The organism is Pseudoalteromonas sp. 120-MNA-CIBAN-0494 (assembly GCF_040308885.1).
GTDB lineage: Bacteria > Pseudomonadota > Gammaproteobacteria > Enterobacterales > Alteromonadaceae > Pseudoalteromonas > Pseudoalteromonas nigrifaciens.
The window spans coordinates 100388-122114 of record NZ_JBEOOE010000008.1 but is presented as its reverse complement, the minus strand read 5'-3'; the positions used below and the strand labels follow the sequence as shown (position 1 = coordinate 122114).

Annotated in this window: 15 protein-coding genes and 1 pseudogene; 2 read left to right on the top strand and 14 right to left on the bottom strand. The window is 39.7% G+C overall.

All coding sequences use genetic code 11. The features are described from left to right. Positions 1–32: 32 nt before the first annotated feature. The 12 genes and pseudogenes from hisIE to hisG all read right to left on the bottom strand — a co-directional run bounded on the left by hisIE (position 33) and on the right by hisG (position 15318). Positions 33–647, bottom strand: coding sequence for a bifunctional phosphoribosyl-AMP cyclohydrolase/phosphoribosyl-ATP diphosphatase HisIE (gene hisIE, locus AAEY55_RS07820; protein WP_350550716.1), 615 nt, complete (start codon positions 645–647; stop codon positions 33–35). Further along, positions 644–1417 carry an imidazole glycerol phosphate synthase subunit HisF gene (gene hisF / locus AAEY55_RS07815; protein WP_011330107.1) on the bottom strand — a complete coding sequence of 258 codons (774 nt, stop codon included), beginning with the start codon at positions 1415–1417 and terminating at the stop codon, positions 644–646. The genes hisIE and hisF overlap by 4 nt, the downstream gene beginning before the upstream one ends. 394 nt (positions 1418–1811) lie before the next feature. Then, positions 1812–4187, bottom strand: coding sequence for a diguanylate cyclase domain-containing protein (locus tag AAEY55_RS07810; RefSeq protein WP_350550713.1), 2376 nt, complete (start codon positions 4185–4187; stop codon positions 1812–1814). A gap of 321 nt (positions 4188–4508) precedes the next feature. Then, positions 4509–4664 (bottom strand): annotated as a pseudogene (locus AAEY55_RS07805) (SDR family NAD(P)-dependent oxidoreductase); the annotation flags it as partial. 235 nt (positions 4665–4899) lie between these two features. Further along, positions 4900–7965 carry an efflux RND transporter permease subunit gene (locus tag AAEY55_RS07800; RefSeq protein WP_011330110.1) on the bottom strand — a complete coding sequence of 1022 codons (3066 nt, stop codon included), beginning with the start codon at positions 7963–7965 and terminating at the stop codon, positions 4900–4902. 11 nt (positions 7966–7976) lie between these two features. Further along, entirely contained in the window at positions 7977–9044 is a 1068-nt protein-coding gene (locus AAEY55_RS07795) for an efflux RND transporter periplasmic adaptor subunit (protein WP_350550710.1), read from the bottom strand. Positions 9045–9605: 561 nt separating this feature from the next. Continuing rightward, a complete protein-coding gene (locus AAEY55_RS07790; protein ID WP_011330113.1) occupies positions 9606–10334 on the bottom strand; it encodes a 1-(5-phosphoribosyl)-5-[(5-phosphoribosylamino)methylideneamino] imidazole-4-carboxamide isomerase in 729 nt (242 codons plus the stop codon). A gap of 33 nt (positions 10335–10367) precedes the next feature. Continuing rightward, complete coding sequence (hisH, locus tag AAEY55_RS07785; protein WP_041454940.1) at positions 10368–10958, bottom strand: imidazole glycerol phosphate synthase subunit HisH; 591 nt, start codon at positions 10956–10958, stop codon at positions 10368–10370. After that, complete coding sequence (gene hisB, locus AAEY55_RS07780) at positions 10955–12016, bottom strand: bifunctional histidinol-phosphatase/imidazoleglycerol-phosphate dehydratase HisB (RefSeq protein ID WP_192531739.1); 1062 nt, start codon at positions 12014–12016, stop codon at positions 10955–10957. The genes hisH and hisB overlap by 4 nt, the downstream gene beginning before the upstream one ends. Further along, positions 12013–13122: a histidinol-phosphate transaminase gene (hisC, locus tag AAEY55_RS07775; RefSeq protein ID WP_350550707.1), complete on the bottom strand. Its 1110-nt coding sequence runs from the start codon at positions 13120–13122 to the stop codon at positions 12013–12015. Before hisC ends, hisB begins: the two co-directional genes overlap by 4 nt. Continuing rightward, entirely contained in the window at positions 13112–14413 is a 1302-nt protein-coding gene (hisD, locus tag AAEY55_RS07770; protein WP_350550704.1) for a histidinol dehydrogenase, read from the bottom strand. The genes hisC and hisD overlap by 11 nt, the downstream gene beginning before the upstream one ends. 5 nt (positions 14414–14418) lie before the next feature. Beyond that, positions 14419–15318: an ATP phosphoribosyltransferase gene (hisG, locus tag AAEY55_RS07765; RefSeq protein WP_350550701.1), complete on the bottom strand. Its 900-nt coding sequence runs from the start codon at positions 15316–15318 to the stop codon at positions 14419–14421. A 418-nt stretch (positions 15319–15736) separates the two neighbouring features. On the opposite strand from hisG, the gene AAEY55_RS07760 reads away from it, so the two are divergent. Further along, positions 15737–15973, top strand: coding sequence for a hypothetical protein (locus AAEY55_RS07760; protein WP_002960256.1), 237 nt, complete (start codon positions 15737–15739; stop codon positions 15971–15973). Between the two features lie 75 nt (positions 15974–16048). Here AAEY55_RS07760 and AAEY55_RS07755 read toward each other — a convergent pair whose 3' ends face one another. Then, a complete protein-coding gene (locus tag AAEY55_RS07755) occupies positions 16049–17905 on the bottom strand; it encodes a cytochrome c/FTR1 family iron permease (protein WP_350550730.1) in 1857 nt (618 codons plus the stop codon). A 283-nt stretch (positions 17906–18188) separates the two neighbouring features. Beyond that, positions 18189–19472 carry a sodium:proton antiporter gene (locus AAEY55_RS07750; RefSeq protein WP_350550698.1) on the bottom strand — a complete coding sequence of 428 codons (1284 nt, stop codon included), beginning with the start codon at positions 19470–19472 and terminating at the stop codon, positions 18189–18191. Positions 19473–19806: 334 nt separating this feature from the next. On the opposite strand from AAEY55_RS07750, the gene AAEY55_RS07745 reads away from it, so the two are divergent. Then, entirely contained in the window at positions 19807–21723 is a 1917-nt protein-coding gene (locus tag AAEY55_RS07745; protein ID WP_350550695.1) for an ATP-dependent DNA helicase, read from the top strand. Positions 21724–21727 lie beyond the last annotated feature (4 nt).

The following is a 21727-nucleotide window of genomic DNA, read 5'->3' as shown; positions in this document are numbered from 1 at the left end:
TTATAGGAAGTTGTTGGTATTAAAGCTACAACTTACTTATGGCGACCTATTAAGCATTTTACTACGTCTTCAAGGGCTAAGCCTTGGCGTTGTAATAACACTGTAAGGTGATAAATTAAATCAGCCGACTCGTTTGTTAGCTCATAGTTATCGTGTTTCATTGCTGCGAGGGCAACTTCTACGCCTTCCTCGCCTACTTTTTGACAACTACGGCTTAAATCTTCTGCAAACAAAGACGCCGTATAACTTTTAGCTGGGTCGTCGTTTTTACGCGCTACAATAACATCTTCAAGTTGCGCTAAAAAGCTTAGGCTTGGTTTTGCATCATCGCCAAAACAGCTTTGTGTGCCTAAGTGGCACGTTGGGCCTTCTGGGTTGGCAAGTACTAAAATAGAATCGTTATCACAATCGGTATGCACTGACACAACATTTAAATAGTTTTGAGATGACTCGCCTTTGGTCCATAAACGCTCTTTTGAGCGCGAGTAAAAGGTTACTTTTTCAGTTTTTAATGTCACGTTAAGTGCTTCGCTGTTCATGAAGCCTTGCATTAAAATAACACCAGAACGTGCATCTTGAATAATAGCAGGGATCATTTCACTTTTAGTGAAATCAACTTGAGTTTGGTTGTCGAGTGTTAATATCATAATCTTGCTGCCACTTGGTTATTAGTTAAAAATTGTTTTAGTTCACCAATGTTAATCACATTTTTATGAAAAACACTGGCTGCAAGTGCGCCATCAACTTCACTTTGTTTAAACACATCTACAAAATCTTGCATAGATCCAGCACCGCCTGAGGCGATAAGAGGAATATTACACAGTTCGCGTATTTTACTTAATTGCTCAATATCATAACCGTTACGTACGCCGTCTTGGTTCATACAGTTTAATACTATTTCGCCAGCACCAAGATCTTGTACACGTTTAACCCATTCTTGCGTTTTATAGCGGGTACGGCTTGACGCATTAGGATCGCCAGTAAGTTGGTACACTAAGTATTCACCGGTCACTTCATCGTAAAAGCTATCTATACCGACCACTACGCATTGCTTACCAAATTCATCGTGCAGCTCTTTTATTAGCTCAGGGCGGGCAATAGCAGGGCTGTTAATGCTGATTTTGTCTGCGCCGCGTTCAAGTACGCGAGCTGCATCGGCAACCGACTTAATACCGCCTGCCACGCAAAAAGGAATATCAATATGGCGGGCAATACTCTCTACCCAATTTACATCGAGTAAGCGTTTTTCAACACTGGCACTAATTTCGTAAAAAACCAGTTCGTCTGCACCGGCTTCGCTGTAAGCTTTTGCCATAGTTAAAATATCACCAACTACTTCATGGCCTTTAAACTTTACGCCTTTGACTACTTGGCCGTCTTTAACGTCGAGACATGGAATTATACGTTTTGATAACATGGGAAAGTCTCGCAGGTAGTGTGTTTATTTTTAAAAATCATAGCAACTATTCTTTTCGTTAATATTTTGCATGAATAACAACAACATCAAAAACATTATTGTCGGCAAAAGTGATCTTAATAATTACCTACAGTATATATATATCTAAGCGTTATTTATAGGCGAAATATCTTATAGTTAATTACTTTTAAAGCTATTCAGAGGATTGTATAAATAACAAAAAGTGCGTGTTTACGGATGCTAATTACGTGCTGTATTAATGCGTTAACCTATAATGAACGGCTCTAAGCAGCCGCTAACTTAGCGCTTTTTAGGATATACATAGTGAAGCTGTAGGAATATTTGAGTTTTTCAGTTCAGTTCATTTAAGTTATGTATTGTTAAAATTAAATGCTCAACTTAAATTGACTTGTGGTTGGCTGTTATTAGCATGATCATGCTTTTTACTTTTATGTTCATACATTCTTTTATCCGCTTTGTTAAGTAACTCATCTAAGTTTGCTGCTTCGTCGGGATATAACGCATAGCCAATGCTCACTGTAATTAAGAGTTCGTTATCTTGCAACACAATAGGTAACTCAATAGCGTTTAAGTATCTGGTTATTTGTTTTTCTATTTGGTTGACGTTTTCAATATCGGTGCTTATAACAACGAACTCATCCCCGCCAATACGCGCGATACAGTCTGTTTTACGGGTAATATCCTTTAAACGATCGGCTATTACGGTTAATACAAAATCGCCAACTATATGGCCGTGAGTATCGTTTATTGGCTTAAGTTTATCTAAGTCAAAATATAAACAAGCTACTTTACTGTTCTCTTGTTTAGCTTTTCTAAACTCACATTCAGCAAACTTTGTTAGGCTGTTACGGTTTGCAAGCCCGGTTAAATAATCGGTTTGAGCTAGTTTTAGTACTTCGTTTTCAGCGATAATACGCTTTGAAATATCAGAATTAATACCGACTATGCTATCACCATATACTCGGCCATCGGCGTTTATATAACGTATTGTTCCACAGGGCAGTATAATTTTAAATTCAGCATGAAACTTTTCATTGTTTGCTGTTGCCTTGGTCAGGCTATTTGTAACACTATCATAATCATCAGGATGAATTGTTTGTGACCACTGAGCATAGTTACTAGAAAAAGTACTCTTTTTAATGCCATAAAGTGTGTGCATCCAATCATCCCAAATAAGCACATCGGTTTTAAAGTTCCATTCCCATATGCCAATATTAGCCGCATCTGCGGCTAATGCCATTCGATGATGCAAATTATCTAGCTCAATTCTAGCTTCTCTGAGCTCAGTAATATCTTCAGCAATACCAAGTAAAAACTTAGCCTTACCTATACTATCTTTTATAATCACCTTGTGAGTACGTAAATAACGAGCTGTTCCATTTATGGTTACGGGTTCTTCGTTAATTGTTAGCGAATTGTTGGAGTTCAATACTTTGCGATCAGCTTTTACAAAAAACTTTGCTTGCTCTGCTGGGAATATATCAAAGTCATTTAGTCCAATAAGCTGTTCTTGTGATTTACCAAGTAATTTTTCAGCGGCTTTATTTACATGACTATAATTTAGGCTCTTAGTTTCTTTAATAAATAAAATGTTAGGTAGGGTATCAAATATAGTTTGTGTAAAGGCTTCTTGGTTTTGAATATCGGTTAAATATTTAATAGTAGCGACTAAAGGGGCGTTAGATAACTCGCTTATAGGGTTGATTGCGATTGTTATGGGAAAAACTTGCCCACACTTATTGCACCCCTGTAATAATTGGCTTTTGCCAAAACTGGGTTGATCTTCATTAAATGAATGATAAAACTTTGCATGCTTTTTTGGCAGCAATATAGCAATATTTTTGCCAATTAACGCTTGTTGATCAAAACCAAATACTTTAGCGGTTGGAGGGTTAGCAAATTCGATAATGCCTTGGCGATCAAAACATATCACTACGTCTTGTACTGTATTTAGTACTGCTTTTAATTTTGCCGATAACAAGCTTCTGGCACGTAATTCCATACTGCCTACTAAAAATAAGCTCAATACTAGCACTACAAATATAATCACTTGGGCAAGTTGTGCACTGTTGTCATTTGCAAGGTAGGTTGTATGGCTAGATTCAAATACATACATAGAGAGCATACCAATATAATGCATACCCGAAATAGCACTGCCCATTACCAGCGCTGCTAAGAAGTTAACCCGCTTTTGTTTATTTTGCGTTGTTTGGCGTAATTCATTTATTTTTAAAGCTAAGCCCGAAAGTGCTACGGCAATAAATACAGAGAACGTAAACAGAATGGGCTCATAAGCCATATGCGCTGGTATTATCATGGCTATCATACCTACGTAATGCATACTGCAAATACCTAAGCCCATAAGTATACTTCTTAACCATAAATGTTTAAAACGCTCTAAATTAGGGGATATAACAAAATAACTAGCAAATATACTGGGTAAAATTGAAACTAGTGTTATAGGTATATTGTATCTTACAGGAATAGGGAGTTGGTAGGCTAACATGCCAACAAAATGCATTGCCCAAATACCTGCACCTAAAAAGCATGATGACAGTAGGGTCCAAAAAAGCTTTTCGTTTTTAAGTTGCGCGCCTTTAATACGAGCAGAAAGTAAAAATGAAATATAAGATGCAAATACCGCTGTAAATACAGATGCTAAAACAAGTATGGGGTCATATTTGGCTGTGATCACCGCTGCTTTGAGCATTTCTGGCGTTACAAAATGTAGCGTTAAATGATTAGTCAATGCGGTCCCTCACCTTAATTATAAGCTCTAAGGGCCTATTTATGAATAACTTAAGTATAGTATACAAATATAGTGTTGACCATTAAATGCTTAACTGAAAAATATTACTTTGGGTTATTTTAGTACCGTTAGTATGAGGGTTTTTAGAGGTTTTATAACGGGGAAATAGGGTTAAGCAAGTTGGTTATGTTAAGTAAGTTGCGATATAAAATGAGTTTGTTGGATTAACTATGGAGTTAGCTTTAACGTATTGATAATAAAAGTATGAAGTAACATTGTTTTAATACTTCAGAGGTAAGCACTTTTTAAGTGCATCAGTACTTACAGCGCGTGGGCCATGGCGCTAATAGCGGGGCTGTTGTTAACGCTCGCCATAGAAGAGATATTAATTATGCTGCCATAATCGCTATTTTTCATGTGAGGAGCCACTAATTGACAAAGTCGGCACATGGTAAACACATTCATATCAAATACGCGTTTAAATTGGCTACTTTAATGTCGCAAGGGTTTTATTTACCTGTACCATCGCCGCCAACAGTGTTAACAAGTACGCCGATGGGCACTTTATTAAAGTTATGAAGCTAGTTATTTATCAACAGCATAGAGCGATATTTTATGTTGTGGGTTGGGTATAAAAAAGCATGCGGCCAGATAATATTTTACATTAGCTGGCCGTATATTTTATTTACTTTGCAATATTTAGTTTATTACCTTAGGCATTAACTGGCGTACGTTCATCCTTTTTAACGCCCATAAAAATAGCGTAAAGCACAGGTATAACAATTAAGGTTAGTAATGTAGCAAAGAGTAGGCCAAATACTAATACAACCGCCATTGATTGGAAAAATGCATCAAAATAAAGCGGTATTACCCCAAGTACTGTTGTTAGTGTTCCCATCATTACTGGTCTTACTCGGCTATTAGCCGAATCGACAATGGCATCATAACGTGGTTTACCTTGCTTAATTTCCATATCCATTTGATCAACCAATACAATGGCATTTTTAATGAGTAGACCAGATAAAGAGAGCAATCCTAATATCCCCATAAACTCAAGTGGGGTTTGAGTTGTTACTAAGCCAAATACCACGCCTATAAGAGCCAGCGGTACCACAAGCCAAATAATAATAGGTTGTTTTAAAGCATTGAATAACACCACTACAATTAGCACCATAGCTAAAAGGCCAAGTGGTAGTGTTGATGCAAGCATTTCATTTGACTCTTTTGATTGCCCATACTCACCATCCCATTCTAATGTGTAACCGGCAGGTAAGTCAATCGCTTCTATTTGTGGCCTTACTCGATTAAATAATTCAGATGCAAGCTGCCCAGGAAGTGGATCGGCTTGAGCCTTAATTGTCCACATTCTATCTTCGCGCTTTAAAATACCATCACGCCATACGGTTTTAAATCCATTAGTAACTTGCTCTAATGGGATTGTTTTACCTGTGATTTGGCTAGGAATTTGAATGTTGCCTATATCATTAACATTCGAGCGCTCTTTTAGGGGAGCTCTAACTATAATAGGAATTAACTCTTCACCTTCTCTATATTGGCCAACCGTTTTACCAGAAAAGTTTTGTTGTAACGCTTCAGCAATTGCTTTGCGTGTTACACCTGCACGCTGGGCATTAATTGGCGAGTATTGCGGTTCAATAACCCTAACTTGCTGGCGCCAAGTATCTTTAATTGAGAGTGCACCGCCGTCATCAATCATGATTGCTTTCGCTTTATCGGCTAATTCACGAATTACTGCGGGTTCTGGCCCTTTAAATGTAGCCTCAATTTTAGAACCACCTCCGGGTCCCATTACAAAACGCCATACTTTGCCCTGCGCTTCTGGGAAGGTGTCATCTATATACGCTTGTACTTTAGGGATCATAGTATCAAGCACTTTATAGTCATCTACTTTAGCTAATATTTGGCCATAAGAACTGTTTGGTGATTCTGCTCCATAAATAAGCATAAATCGTAAACCGCCACCACCAATTAAGGTTTGTACGCCCTCAATACTCTCTTGCTGTTGAATAAAGGATTCAAGCTTGATCATATCTTTTTTGGTTTTTTCGATATCAGTTCCTTGCGGTAACCAAAAATCTACTACCATTTGTGGTGTTGTAGAGGCTGGGAAAAAACCAGATTTTACAAACTGAAATCCCCACATTGATGCACTAAAAGTAAATATCACTACAGCAACTGTTAACCAGCGATGATTAAGCGAGCTAACAACAATGGATTGATAAGCCGCCATAATCATATTAGGCTTAGCTGTTGTAGAGGTGTCTTTATCTTGTTCTTTAAACAAGCAAAAACAAAATAGTGGCGTTAGGGTAATTGCAAATAACCAACTGTAAAGTAAAGAAATTAAAATAACCCAAAATAAATGCCCAGTAAATTCGGCAGTATCACCCGGTGCTAAACCTATAGGTGCAAAGGCCACAATACCTACCAAAGTGCCGCCTAATAAAGGCCACCTTGTTTGCTTTACAACTTCAGATGCTATTTCTAGCTTTTTGCGCCCTTGTTTAGTACCCACCAGTATTCCCTCGGTGACAACAATGGCATTATCAACCATCATCCCTAAAGCAATAATTAATGCCCCAAGTGAAATTCGGTGCATGGGTATGCCGCTAAAGTCCATGGTTGCTAGCGTGGCAAAAATAGTCAGTAGTAATACTGCGCCAATAACAAGCCCAGAGCGCAGCCCCATAAATACAAGTAAAGTAACAACAACAATAATTAATGCCACAATTACATTTACTACAAAGTTATCTACCGATGCCTGAACAACCTTACCTTGATGATAATATTCATGCACTGTTATACCAATGGGTCTCACGTTTTCAGCTTGTTTAACGCGCTCATCTACGCGCTCAAACACTTTAACAACGTTAGTACCAAGCACACTGGCAACCCCTAAAGAAATTGCCGGTTGCCCGTTGTAACGTACAAGTTTAGTTGCTGGGCTTTGAAAACCACGATATACATTAGCAATATCTTTTAAATATATAGCTTTACCGTCATTGGTGGCGCTCACTAATAGATTTTGTATTGTTTCAATAGAATTAATAGAGCCGGTTGGATCTATAAAAATACGTTGATCACCAATTTGCGTATTACCGGCACTTATTACTGTATTTTGCTTATCTAAAATTGAATAAATATTACTGATTGAGCTACCTAAAGTAGCCAAATCTTCACGGGCTATTTCAACAAAAATACCTTCTTGTTGAACACCGGTCATGGCTACTTTAGCAACGCCTTTAACTTGTAAAATATCACTTTGCAGGTTTTTAGCGTAAGCATGCAGCTCATCAGGAGAGTAACCCTCAGCTGTAATTAAATAGCTCAAACCATATACATCGCCAAAATCGTCAAATATTTGTGGTGTACCTGTACCAGGTGGGAGGGAAGGGCGCGCATCATTAATTTTATTTCTTAGTTTGGTCCATATTATCTGTAGCTCAGACTTTGTCGGCGAAAACTCCGATTTAATCTCAACTTTGATCTCAGACATACCCGATGAAGAGGTAGACGATATGGTATCAATTTCCTGCAATTCTTGAATAGCACGCTCTAAAGGCTCAGTTACTTCTCGGGCTACCTCTAAAGGGCTCGCACCAGAGTAAGGAACAAACACTTGTGCGGTACGAATTATAAACTCAGGGTCTTCAAATCGTGCCATGTTTTTATATGAAGAGAAGCCAAAGCCTAACGTCAGTATAATAATTATGGTACTAATGAGTTTGTTATTAATAGTCCACTTTGCTAAATCCATTACTCAAGCTCCTATGACTTAGTCCAAGCGCGTACTTTCATACCATCGGTTACATAATTTGCACCGGCACCAACAATTACATCGCCGGCTTTTATACCACTGGTAACAACTAGTTCTTCACCAATACCGTTTACTAAGGTGACAACCGTTTTACTCACGATCATAGATTCACTTACTGTCCATACATAATGCTGGCCATTTTCTTCAAAAATAGCAAATGTAGGCAGAGTAATTTCATTTGTAGTCGACTTATTATCAAATTCGATACGTAAACTGGCATTCATGCCGGGTAAAATATTTAGGTTTTGCGGTACAGCAAATGAAAACCTAACTTCATAAGTTTGGCTAGACGTATCAGCTTCTAAATTAGCGCGACGAAATGTAGCAGGAATAGGAGTATTAGCAGCTGATTCTAAAAGTACAAAGGCACGGCTGTCTGTACGCGAGTCAACGGTGGCAACAATAGAAGATGGAATATTAACAACCACTTCCATTTCGCCTTTACCAAATAAAGTAACTATATGCTGGCCTGCATTTACATTCTCAAGCGCCTCTACTGGTACAGCGGCTACAATTGCATCATAAGGGGCAACTAAAGTACTGTCTGTCAGTGCTTTTTTTGCTGAGTCATAGCGAGATTGAGCAACTTCTTTTTTCGATTTTAGCTGCTCTATATCTCTAGCCGAAATTACGCCATCTTTAGAGAGTTTAATTCCGCGATTAAAGTCATTATTAGCTGTTTCATACTGTATTTTTGTAGAGTTTACTTCGTTAACAAAGTTACGTTTTTCTAACGATGCCAGTTCGTCACCTTTTAATACAGATTGCGCTGCAATAACATTGAGTTTGTCTATTTTGCCGCCAACTTGAAATGCCAACTTTGCGCTTTTTATCGCATCGACAGTAGCAGGATAAGTAAGAATGTTTGATTGCGCAGTATCTTTAATGGTAATTAATTTAACAGGCTTTGGGGCCTTTTCAATTTTTGTATCTACCTCAGGCTCAGAGCAGCCCGACAGTAGTACTGCTAATGCAATGCTTAGCGTATATCGATTTTTTACTACGTGTTTTATACTCATATTTTATGCCTTTTATAAAAATCAGGTACGCTTAAACTATATAAACCGGTAAACCTACAACAAACTGTGTAACTATTGATAAGCTTGATAACCTTATTACTTATAAGGAGTATCACCATTGCTTTTATTAACTTTCCCAACGACTTATGAATAATTATACCAAATCGATTGAGTGTAATTCTGTATTGTTATGCTGTTATTAGAAGTAAACGCTATAAAGCCAAATACTGCAATTATAATTGTTATTAAAGTGTTAATTTAATATTTGTTGTACAAAGAGTATACTTTAGCGCATATTGTTAAGAATATCATTGTAAATTCAATGTGTTAATATATCTGTGCGTTAATGTTTTTGTTTGTGCGATTGTGTAACTCAGTGATACAGGTAGTATATTATGTTGCAAAATTGCGAGTTTGAAAGAGCTTACTATATTGCTAGGGCTACTTTAAGTACTGTATGAGGCTAGGTTAAGGGTTTTACCTGAGGTGTTGCTTAATAATTAAGTTAATGAATAAAAGCACAGTATAGGTACTGTGCTTTTTTGTATATATATTAGATTCTTAGCGTGTTACTGCTAGTGCTTCTTCCACACTAAAGGCGCCATCGAGCAGTGATTTACCTAAAATAATACCGCCAATACCCAACTCTTTGAGCTTTTTAATGTCATCAAGTGAACTTACGCCACCAGATGCTTGTACTTTAATAGTTGAGTTATGCTTAATTAAATCCTCGTACAGCGCGAACGATGGGCCGGTCATGGTGCCATCCTTACTGATGTCCGTACATAAAAAATCGATAACACCTAAGTTAGCATAAAAATCTACTAGCTCAAGTAAACCAAACTCAGATTCAGTTAGCCAACCATGGGTGGCCGGAGCCCAGCCAGTGGCTGTTTTATTTACATCAAGGGCAATAACAAAGTGCTCTGCGCCAAACTGCTCAATCCAGGCTTTAACTTGTTCGCGTTTTTCAACCGCCATTGAGCCAATAACCACTTGGTTTGCGCCGGCTTTTAGCCAATCACTTACATCTTGCTCACAGCGAATGCCACCGCCAACTTGATACGGCACATTAAGTGCTTTTGTAGCCGCTTGAATGTGTTGCCACTGTTTTTTACTTGGATCGCGGGCACCTTCTAAATCAACTAAGTGAAGTTTACCTGCGCCGCTGTCGGCGTATTCTTTTAAACGCGCGCCTAACTCGAATGGGTAAAACTGTACAGTCTCGTATTTGCCTTGGTATAAGCGCACAATTTGATTTTGTAATACGTCTAATGCTGGAATAATCACAGTGTGTCTCTTTATTAATAGATGAGGGGCAGCCTACAACTGCCAATCAACAAAATTTTGTAATAAACGCGCGCCTATTTTAGCGCTGCGCTCTGGGTGAAACTGCATGCCGGCATAGTTATCTTTGGCCACTATGGCCGAAAAACGTTGTCCGTACTCGCCACTTACTAATGTGGCGTTGTTTACCGTGTGCGCAAAGCTGTGTACAAAGTACACTTGCTCGTCGGGTGTTAGTCCTTTTGTTAAGGCATGCTCTTTATTTATGGTTAAATTGTTCCAGCCCATATGCGGTGACGTAAGTTGACCTACATCAAGCGCTGTTACATGCCCAGGTATTTTACCTAAGCACTGCACGTTACCTTCTTCGGTGCTTTCGCACAGTAACTGCATACCTAAGCAAATACCCATTAGCGGGCGCTGGTATTCGTTTATAGCGTGTTGCCAACCGTTATCGACTAAGCGTTTCATGGCAACCGAAGCATGGCCAACACCGGGTAATATAGCGCGCTCAAAACCCGCTAACTGCTCTGGAGAGGTAATTACAGTTGGCGTTTGTCCTAAACGTTCAAAGGCAAAACGCACTGAGTTTATATTAGCGCACCCGGTATTTATTATCGCAATCATAAACACCCTTTAGAGCTAGCAGTTTGCTGGCTAATATCTTGCGCTATTGCCATGCGCAGTGCGCGAGAAAAAGCTTTAAATAAACCCTCTACTTGATGATGGCAGTTACCGTCACTTACCGATAAAATTAGGCTAATTGCGGCGTTATCGCTTAAGCTTTTGAAAAAATGCTCAACCATTTGTACATCTAAATCGCCTGCTTTTTCGCGGCTAAAATTAGCGTTAAGTACAAACGAAGCACGCCCCGATAAATCAATTTGTGCTTCGGCTTTACATTCATCCATTGGCAGGGCAAAACCATAGCGAGCAATTTGCGATTTAGTGCCTAAGGCTTGTTTAAGTGCAACACCTAGAGCAATACCTATGTCTTCAACAAGGTGGTGCTCGTCTATGTGCAAATCGCCTTTGGCTTTAATGTTTAAACCAATGTTTGCGTGGGTGCGAATTTGATCAAGCATATGATCAAAAAAGCCAAGGCCGGTATCTATACTGCCGTTTTTAGTTTGATCTAAGTTTATTGCTACATCTATTTGAGTTTCTTTGGTATTACGTGTAACGCGGCCCTCGCGGTTTGCGGTGGTTAGTTTAGTAACTATTGCACTCCAATCGCCATCGTACAAAATACCTTCGCAACATAAATTTTGCGCCAGGCCTATATCAGTTTCACGGTCGCCAATTACAAAAGAGCGCGCTAAATCTACTTTGCCTGAGCGCATTAGCTCGGTAAGTAAACCTGTTTTAGGTTTACGGCAATCGCAGTTTTGCTCGTCAAAGTGTGGGCAAATTAATACCTCGTCAAAGTTAATGCCTTGGCTTTGTAGTATGTCCATCATTTTGTCTTGGGCTAGATCAAAATCCTGTGTAGGAAAGCTGTCGGTGCCTAAACCATCTTGGTTAGATACCATTACTAAGCGATAGCCTGCTGCTTGTAATTGTAATAATGCGGGCATTACACCGGGTAAAAACGCCAGCTTTTCAAGGCTGTCTACCTGTTTATCGGTAATTGGCTCTTCAATTATGGTGCCGTCGCGGTCAATAAATAAATAGGGGTTACTCATGATACTTCCTGTTGTGCTGAAATTGCTGAGGCTGTTGGCAATGCTAGGCCATCAAGCCAAATTTTTACTTGTTTAAGTTCTTGTTCGCTACCAATTGAAATGCGTAGCCAGTCGTTTTCACCATATAAGGTAAAAGCGCGCATAACCAAACCTTGCTCAAGTGCGATTTTAAAATAGTTTTTATCGGCTAACTTTAAAGTAACAAAGTTACCTTCACCAGTGAGAATTTTTAATACAGCAGGCGATTCACTTAGCCACTGTACAAGTTTAGCTTTTAAAGCGTTTAAAATAATCACTTGGCGGCGCATTGAGGTAATTGCATCGGGAGCAATTGCTTGCGCTGCAATACTTGCTACTACGCCAGATACCGGATACGGCGCTATTACTTTACGAATTGGCGCAAGAGTTGCTGCTTGTGCAAGCGTAAAACCGGTTCTAAGGCCTGCCAGTGCAAATGCTTTTGAAAGGGTACGTAGCACCACTACATTACTAAATTGGTTTATTAATTTTGTAGCGCTTTGCTCTGGGCAAAATTCTATATAGGCTTCATCAACAATAACCAATGCTTTATCTGTAAGTGCTGTTGCAATTGCTGTCACTTTATCAAGTGGGGTTAAGCTGCCTGTGGGGTTATTTGGGTTACAAATAAATACCAATTTTGAGCTGCCAACCGCATCTACTATTTCATCAACACTGCCATTTAATAATAGCGCTTGTGTTAGTGCGTTAATGGCGACATTGTGTGTATCGGCAGTGACTTTATACATGCCGTAAGTTGGCAAAAATAGCGCAATGCTGTCTTTTGCGCTTTCGCAGTATGTTCGCACTAAAAGCTCTATGCCTTCGTCGGCACCACGGGTCATTAGCACGTTTTCGCTTTCAAGCTCTGCATACGCCGCGTAGCGATCAATAACCAGTTGTGGTTGTGGATCTGGATAGCGGTTTAAATCTTCAACACTCAGCTGGATGGTTTTAGCATACGGACTTTCGTTGGCATTTAACCAAGTTGTGCCGCTTAACTTTTCACTTTTAGCTGAGCTGTAAGCAGCAAGCGCTGCAATATTTGCTGGTAATAAGTTATTAGCTTGCGTGCTCTCATTGCTCATTTTTAATTGCCTCTAAGCGAATTGAAACCGCATTTGCGTGAGCATCAAGGCCCTCGGCATTTGCAAGGGGTAAAATAGCTTTTGAAAGCTGGGTTAAACCACTTTTAGTAATTGTTTGTACTGTGTAGGTGCGAAAAAAATCAAGTAAGTTCAAGCTAGAATAGCTTGCGCTATAACCATAGGTTGGTAATACGTGATTAGTACCTGATGCATAATCGCCTGCCGATTCAGGCGTATAATCGCCCACAAATACTGAGCCCGCATTTTTAACTTTATCTAGGTAGGGTGTGGAGTCTGCTAGTTGCAAAATTAAGTGCTCAGGGCCGTACTGCGCTGATACGTCAAACGCTTGTGCGATTGAGTCAACTAAAATAAGTGACGAGTTAGCCAATGCTTGCTCGGCGGTTTCTTTGCGGCTTAATTTAGCAAGTTGGCGAGTAAGCGCCTGCTGAGTTTGCTCTATAATACTTTCGCTGTTACATAATAAAATAACTTGCGAGTCTGCGCCGTGCTCTGCTTGTGAGAGTAAATCGGCGGCTATAAATTCTGGGTTTGCACGTTCATCTGCAATAACTAATACTTCAGATGGGCCTGCAGGCATATCAATGGCCATGCCAGGTACAGTTTGCGCCACAAGTTGCTTAGCCATAGTGACAAAGCTATTACCTGGGCCAAAAATTTTATTCACTTTAGGAACCGATTCGGTGCCATAAGCCATTGCTGCAATTGCGCCTGCGCCACCACTTTCTATTAGCGTGGTAATGCCGCATAATTTTGCTGCGTATAAAATAGCGGGGTTAATGGCTTTATCGCCTTGTACGGGGGTAGCAAGTACAACGGTTTTTGCACCGCTTAATTGGGCTAATACACCTTGCATAATAACCGATGATGGCAGCGGTGCACTGCCACCGGGTACATATATACCAACAGCTTCGATGGCTTGATATTTCAGTTCACACACAACGCCCGGTTGGGTCGATAATTTAATATCTTTAGGTAATTGCGCTTCATGAAAACATTTTACATTTGCATAAGCGGTATCAATGGCATACTTAAGCTCTGCACTGAGCGCCTGCTCAGATGCGTTTATTTCATCAAGCGACACACGTAAACGTGGGTTCGCTCTATTATCAAACTCTTTAGCCATGTCTAGCAAAGCGTCGTCGCCTTGCTCTTTTACTTTAGCTAAAATAGTTTTACATATAGCTTCAACCTTAGCGCTGGCCGAAACCGCAGGGCGTGTTAGCGCCGCTGCTTGTGCTTGTGAAGATTCCTCATTCCAACGAAGCATGTTACTTACTCCATCATTTTTTCAATAGGCATAACTAAAATTGAGTTAGCACCTAAGGCTTTTAGCTGCTCCATGGTTTCCCAAAATAAAGTTTCGCTGCTTACCATGTGCAGTGCTACATAATCATCACTACCGGCAAGGGCAAGTAGGGTAGGTTGACCAGAGCCAGGCAAAATTTCGCAAATTTCTTCAAGCTTATTTTTTGGCGCGTGTAGCATGATGTATTTGCTTTCTTTAGCTTGTCTAACACCACGTAGGCGCGGCATAAGCTTATTGATTAGTGCTAGTTTGTCAGCGTCTTGTAGGTCTTTATTTTGAATTAAACAAGCGTTTGATTCTAAAATAGTATCGCCTTGCATTAATCCATTCGCTTCAAGCGTTGCGCCAGTAGAAACCAAGTCACAAATTGCATCAGCAAGGCCTGCACGTGGCGCTACTTCAACCGAGCCGGTAAGCATAACCGTGCTGGCGTTAATGCCTTCGCGTTTTAAGTACTGTTTTAAAATTTCAGGGTAGGTGGTAGCAATGCGTTTGCCTTCAAACCAGCTTTTGTCTTGCTTACCAAGCTCTTGTGGCCACGCTAGTGCTAGGCGGCAGTAGCCAAAGTCTAGTTTAGACAGTTTAGTTACTTCGCTTGGGATACCTTGGCGTAAACGCTCAGCTTGCACTTCTACTAGTACGTTTTCACCCACTATACCTAAATCACATACGCCTTCCATTACTAAGCCCGGAATATCGTCATCGCGCACACGTAATACATCAATTGGCATATTAGTTGAGTGTGCAATTAAGCGTTGTTCACGAAGGTTAAGCTTAACACCTAACTGTTTTAACAGATCTTGACAATCTTTAGATAGGCGGCCGCCTTTTTGGATGGCGATACGTAGACGATTTGTGTTACTCATTATTCATTTTCCTTTAATTTAAAAACTAAAAACCCCGAGGGGAACCTCAGGGCGAAAATGAATCAATGTTTTTTGAATCGCCAGAGGTTCCTTTTAGGAATAACCTCTCAGCGAAAGACCTGACAGGTTATTCCGGTGAATGGTGGTGATGATGTACTGTTGTCAGGTTTAAGCGCATTTTTTATCCTATTTAACTGCTCGTTGTTATAGTAACGTTCAGTTGTTATCTGTTTAAATAAATTTCGCATTCATAAAAACATAAACAGCCATATTATGGCAAGTTTTTTTAGCTTAATTAAAGCATATCTTATAACTGTCGATAATATTAAGAAGGAAAGTGCATTTTTTGCATATATTTGTTTGTTTATTAGCCAAACCAAGCGTTTAGATAATTTAACAGTAAACTAAGGAAGTGTGTATGGATATCATGATTCCTTATTTAGGAAGAATAACCAGACTAGAAGTTGAGTCAAAAAGTGCTTTTCATATTGCGGGTGTGCAAAGTGGATCGGCCGCTGAAAAAGTTGAACTAGAGAATAAAAAAAGGCGTGAGTTACAAAAAAAGAAAAAGCTCAATATGCTTGACGACCAAAATAGTAAAAAAAAGTCTAACGTAGACGATGACGAAAACCCCCATTTAGATACATGGGCATAGGTTACAGTTACTGTATATTGCTAGAATTATAAAAGGGAAGCCTATAAATAGACTTCCCTTTTTCTGTTGAACTAATTAGTTCTGACTTTTACTTTTTAATATATAAAAGCTAAATATAGCGAACACACATACCTGAGCCACAATACCTTGCCATGTCGACTTAATACCAAGCCATGCTATATCAAAGCTCATTGGTAGCGGCGCAATACCTATTATGTCGGCCTCTTGTAATGCAATAACGGCTTTGCCCATAAGCACAAACGAGAGTGCAAATAATAGGTAAGTGGTAATTGCAAAAAACTTAGCAACCGGTAATTTAATTGAGTACTTAATTAATACCCACGTGATAATAGCCAGTATTGCAATAGCTATCGCAAAACCCGATGCAATAGATGAATATTGAGCAGGCGAGCTTTGCGTTAATAAAGACTGATAAAACAATACGGTTTCGAATACTTCACGGTATACGGCAATAAAAGAAAGCCCCGCTAATCCCCAAAGTGTCCCCGACTCAAGACGCTTATCTATATTGTCTTTTATATATTTTTGCCATTGTTGAGCACTTGTTTTACTGTGCATCCATACGCCAACATACAGTAAAATTACAGCGGCAAACAATGCGCCAGCACCTTCCATAACTTCGCGACTTGCACCACTTATTTCTATTAATGTTTGTGCAGCAGCCCATGTTAAGCCACCTGCAATAAGTGCTGTTACCCAGCCAATATGTACGTATTTAAGCGCATCTTGACGTTTCGTTTTAATAAGCACAGTCATAAGGGCAATTATAACTAAGAGTGCCTCTAAGCCTTCTCGCAGTAATATTATTAAACTCGCTGAAAGTAGAGCGCCATCAGTTAGCTTGGTTTCGTTTAGCATGCTATCTGCTTTAGCGAGTTGTGTTAGTGCTACACTTACTTTTTCGGCAACGACGACTGTATCTTTTTCGTTTTTGAATGTTTGGCGCAGGTTCATCAGTTGTACTTCGATGTTTTTACGCAGTGTTTCGTCGTAGGCATTTAAGTTGTTTTCAACAAGCTCAAAGCCATCTAAGTATGCGCTAATTGCTAAATCACTTGCTTGTGAGTAATTGCCTTTAGCATGCGCGGCTTGCGCTGCAAGTAACTGCGTGCGAGTAACTGTTATCGGATTTTTGTTAGCACTAAATAATTGCTCTGGATTACCACGAAGCCATTTAACGTAATGTGCTTGTGCTTCACTTTGACCTGCCGATAATTGTGCAGGGTTTAGGTTTACAATCTGCGAAGCGGTAATGTTTTGTTCTACATTTTGTGGTTTTTGAACATCCTTAAATGCCAAGCTACCTACATAAAAAGCTAAAGACCATCGTTGTTGTTCATTAAATTGGGTAAAAGCAACCATAGGTGTGTCGTCAATGCCGTTACTTACAGCGTCAAATAACCCCATTAATGAGCGGTTAGTTGCGCGTTCTTCATCGGTAAAGTTGGTAGGTTCTGGCGATAAATTTTTTGCAAGCGGACCGTCGCCTTGACCACTAGGGCCGTGACACATTGAGCAGTTAGTAGCAAAAAGCGCTTTAGTTTGCTCAACCGGAAGCAGCGATGTAGGTAACGATAGTTGTGGCATAAAGGTAAGCAGCGACTCACGAAGCGCTGAGCTTGCTGCACGTACATCGGCAACACTCGCTTTATTAGCAATCGCTGTATGCAGTGCTTTAGCTTGTGCCTTTACTGTATCAAACTCATTGGCTTGGCCTGATAGCTGTCCAGCTTGCTCAATAATAACGTGCGAAAACTCAGTCATTTCTTGATATTCGTCGGGGTCTAGTATTTCACCATTTCCAACAGCTGCCACGTAATCTACACCTACATACTCTGCAAGCTGTGCAATTTGTTTTATTTTTGTTTGCTCATTAGGTGAGGCCGACACATTAAAGCTTGCCATAGCCATTATAAAAAGCACAAAAAAACAATGAAATTGTCGTTTGCCCAGAGATACCAAATTAAAAAACACGTGAGAATTATTTTTGGACATTGAAAAGCCCTACAGAGGAAAAGCCAAAATTATAATTGTTTTCATTTGCATTTCAAGCGGATTAATTTAAACAAAGAAGATAAATAAAAAGGATAACAATTTATAGAACTTTAAAGTGTTTTTGTAACACGTGAGTAACAGTAACCAAGTGATTTATGTAATAACTTGGTTACTGAGTTGATTGCTCACAAAGCATTTATTACTTTGATTGCTCAGCTGACTTAATGCTGCTTTGAATAAGCGGCGAAATAGTTAAGCCTTGTACAATAATAGAAAATATAACCACAACGTAAGTAACAATAACGATTAGGTTATGTAGGTCAGAGCCGCCTACAAAAACTTGCTCGCGCGGGATTGCTGCCGCCATTGCCAGTGCAAGACCACCGCGTAGCCCACCCCAGGTTAAAATTTTAACACTGTGTTTATCGTAACTTCTAAAGCGTTTAAAGATAACAAAGGGTGCGCCTACGCTAATAAAGCGTGCTAGTAATACTGCAGGTACCATTAGTAAGCCTAAGCCAATTTCACCAAGCGTGATTGGCATCGTCACTATTAGCATACCTATTATTAAAAACAGTAGGGCATTTAAAAAGCTATCGGTTGCATGCCAAAAATCTTTTACGTAACGAGTGTCTTCAGGCCCCGTGCGCTCAGTTGCTTTAGTACGAGTAATGTTACCCATTAATATGCCGCTCGTTACCATGGCAAGTGCGCCTGATATTTCCCAAATATTTGCAGCAGCAAAACCTGCGGTAGGAATAGTTAAGGTTATCAATAAGCGAATGTTTACATCGCGGCTGTTAATAATTAAAAAGTGGCCAACCAAAGCAATAACCAAACCAAACGCAATGCCGCCTAGGGCGTCTACAAAAAAGAGTTCTGCTATATCGCCAAATTGTGCATCGGTGCCATAAAAAGCAACTGAAAAAATGGTCGTAAATATTACTAAACCAATACCGTCGTTAAATAGTGACTCACCTTCTACTTGAACTGAGATTCCTTCTGGCGCTCGCATTTGTTTAATAATAGCAAGTACAGCAATAGGGTCGGTTGGGCTAATAAGCGCGCCAAATAATAAACAGTAAATAAACGGTACATCAAAGCCAAATAAGGCAAATAGATAAAAACTTAAATAACCGACTATAAAAGTGGAAGCAATAGTAGAAAATAGCACTAGTGCGGTTATTTCCCAGCGCTGTTTACGAAGCGCCATAAGGTTAATTTCCAATGCGCCAGCATAAAGTAAAAATCCGAGCATACCTTTGAGTAATAACTCGTTAAAGTTAATACTGGAAACAATTTGGGTCATGGCTAACGCATTTTGATCGCCTAATAATTTAACGGCAATGATCAACAATAATGAAATGACAACCGAGCCTGTGGTAATGGCAATAGTGGTTTGCATTTTAAGAATATATTGATTTGCAAATGCAATAAAAATAGCAAGTGCAGAAAGAAAGCAAATGAGGTACCAAGCATTCATCGATTAACCTTAATTAATTATAAGCGACACACAAAAAGCAAGTTTCAAGGCTGCTATGGTACTCCTGTCATATTATAGTGTCACAATATTTATAGGCGAATTAGGCGTTTAATTTAACTTTACTATCGCAACTGGTTAATAGTAAGTGAGCCATTGTTAATAGTGTTGTCATAACTTTAAAGCTAAGTTAGTAATAACGTGTCTTGGTAATTTAGGATGAATAATTAAAATGAAGATTTTATTTTATAAATAGCGTCATAAAAGTAAAACTACTTTGTAATTACTTGCCCTTGGTGGTTAGCTTACGTAAAATCGCGCTATTATTTATTGTAAAGTGATTGGTATTATCAAACAGCTGTTTAGTGCAACCGGGCCTTTGGCGTTATCTTTAGATGGGTATACACCACGACAGCCACAAATAGATATGGCCGTTGCCGTTGCTGATGCGTTAAAAAACAGCTCACAACTAGTAGTTGAAGCCGGTACGGGCACAGGAAAAACCTTTGCCTATTTAGCCCCCGCGCTTAAATCAAAAGGTAAAACCATCATATCTACGGGCTCTAAAGCCCTGCAAGAGCAGTTATATCATCGCGACTTACCTCAACTCGTAAAAGCGTTAAGTGCTTCTAAAAAAACGGCATTATTAAAAGGCCGAGCAAACTACTTATGTACTTATCGACTTAATCAGCATGTGGCTCATGTACCTACCGACGATTCTGATGTAATGCACCAATTAGCTATGGTGGCTAAGTTTGCCAGCGAAACACAGTCAGGCGACTTAGCCGACTGTATTGGTATAGAAGACGATGCAAAAGTATTACCTTATGTAAACTCCACCGCAGACAACTGTTTAGGCAAAGAATGCCCCGACTTTCAGGCTTGTTATATAAGAAAAGCACGCTTAAATGCGGCTGATGCCGATATAGTGGTAATTAACCATCATTTATTTTTTGCTGATATGGCGGTAAAAGACAGTGGTTTTGCAGAGCTGATGCCCACAGCAGATGCTTATATATTTGATGAAGCACACCAATTAAGCGAAATTGCTAGTGATTACTTTGGCGAAAGCGTTAGCACTAAAAAGCTGGTGGATTTAATAAACGATTTACGCGCCATTTATCGAGCCGAAATCCCTGACATGCTGCAGCTAGGTAAAAGCTTAAATAAACTCGAAACCAGTGTTGCCGATTTACGCCTGCAGTTTGGCGTTGATGGCAGCCGTGGTGATTGGCGCGCCAAGCTCAGTGATAAGCAAATTTGCGCCGCGTTGCATCGGGTTATTAGCGACCTAGACTTTGTTTATCAGGTATTAAAACTTTGCTTAGACAGAAGCGATAAAATAGAGCACCCGTTTGAACGTGCACTGGCATTTAAAGGCCAGTTGGAGCGGGTATTCGATACCACACAAACAGGTTTTAGTTATTGGTATGAAACCACCCGCCGTTATTTAACTATTAATATAACGCCATTAAATGTATCAGTTAAATTTGCTAAAATGATGGCCGATACAGGCGCAGGGTTTGTATTTACCTCGGCTACATTGTCCGTCGATAATCAGCTTAGCCACTTTAACGCCAGCCTTGGACTAACACCCAAACAAAGCATGATGGTAGATAGCCCGTTTGATTATCCAAACCAAGCACTGCTGTGTTTGCCGCGTTACTTACCTGACTCGCACGCAGACAATATGCCCCACGCAATTGTAAAATTAACGCTGGAACTGATTAAGTCGGCTAAAGGACGCTGTTTTGTGCTTTTTACAAGTTACCGTATGATGCATTTAGTAGCCGAAGGGCTTACTACGCAAATAGACTACCCAGTTTATATGCAAGGACAAATGTCGAAACGTATTATTTTAGAAAAGTTTACCCGTCATGGTAACGCAGTGCTATTAGGGACTGCTTCATTTTGGGAAGGAGTTGATGTACGCGGCAGTACACTAAGCTGTGTTATTATTGATAAGCTTCCATTTGCCGCACCAGATGACCCTTTACTACAAGCTAAAATGCAAGACTGTCAAATGCAAGGAAAAGACCCCTTTGCACATATACAATTACCACAAGCAGTTATTGCGCTTAAGCAAGGAGTAGGGCGGTTAATACGCGACAGTAAAGACAAAGGCGTACTTGTAATATGCGATAATCGCTTAGTTACACGCCAGTACGGGCAAGTATTTTTAAAGAGCTTACCGCCAATGCGCCGCACGCGAAGCTTAGAAGATGCCAATAAATTTTTACAACAAATTAATTAGAGTA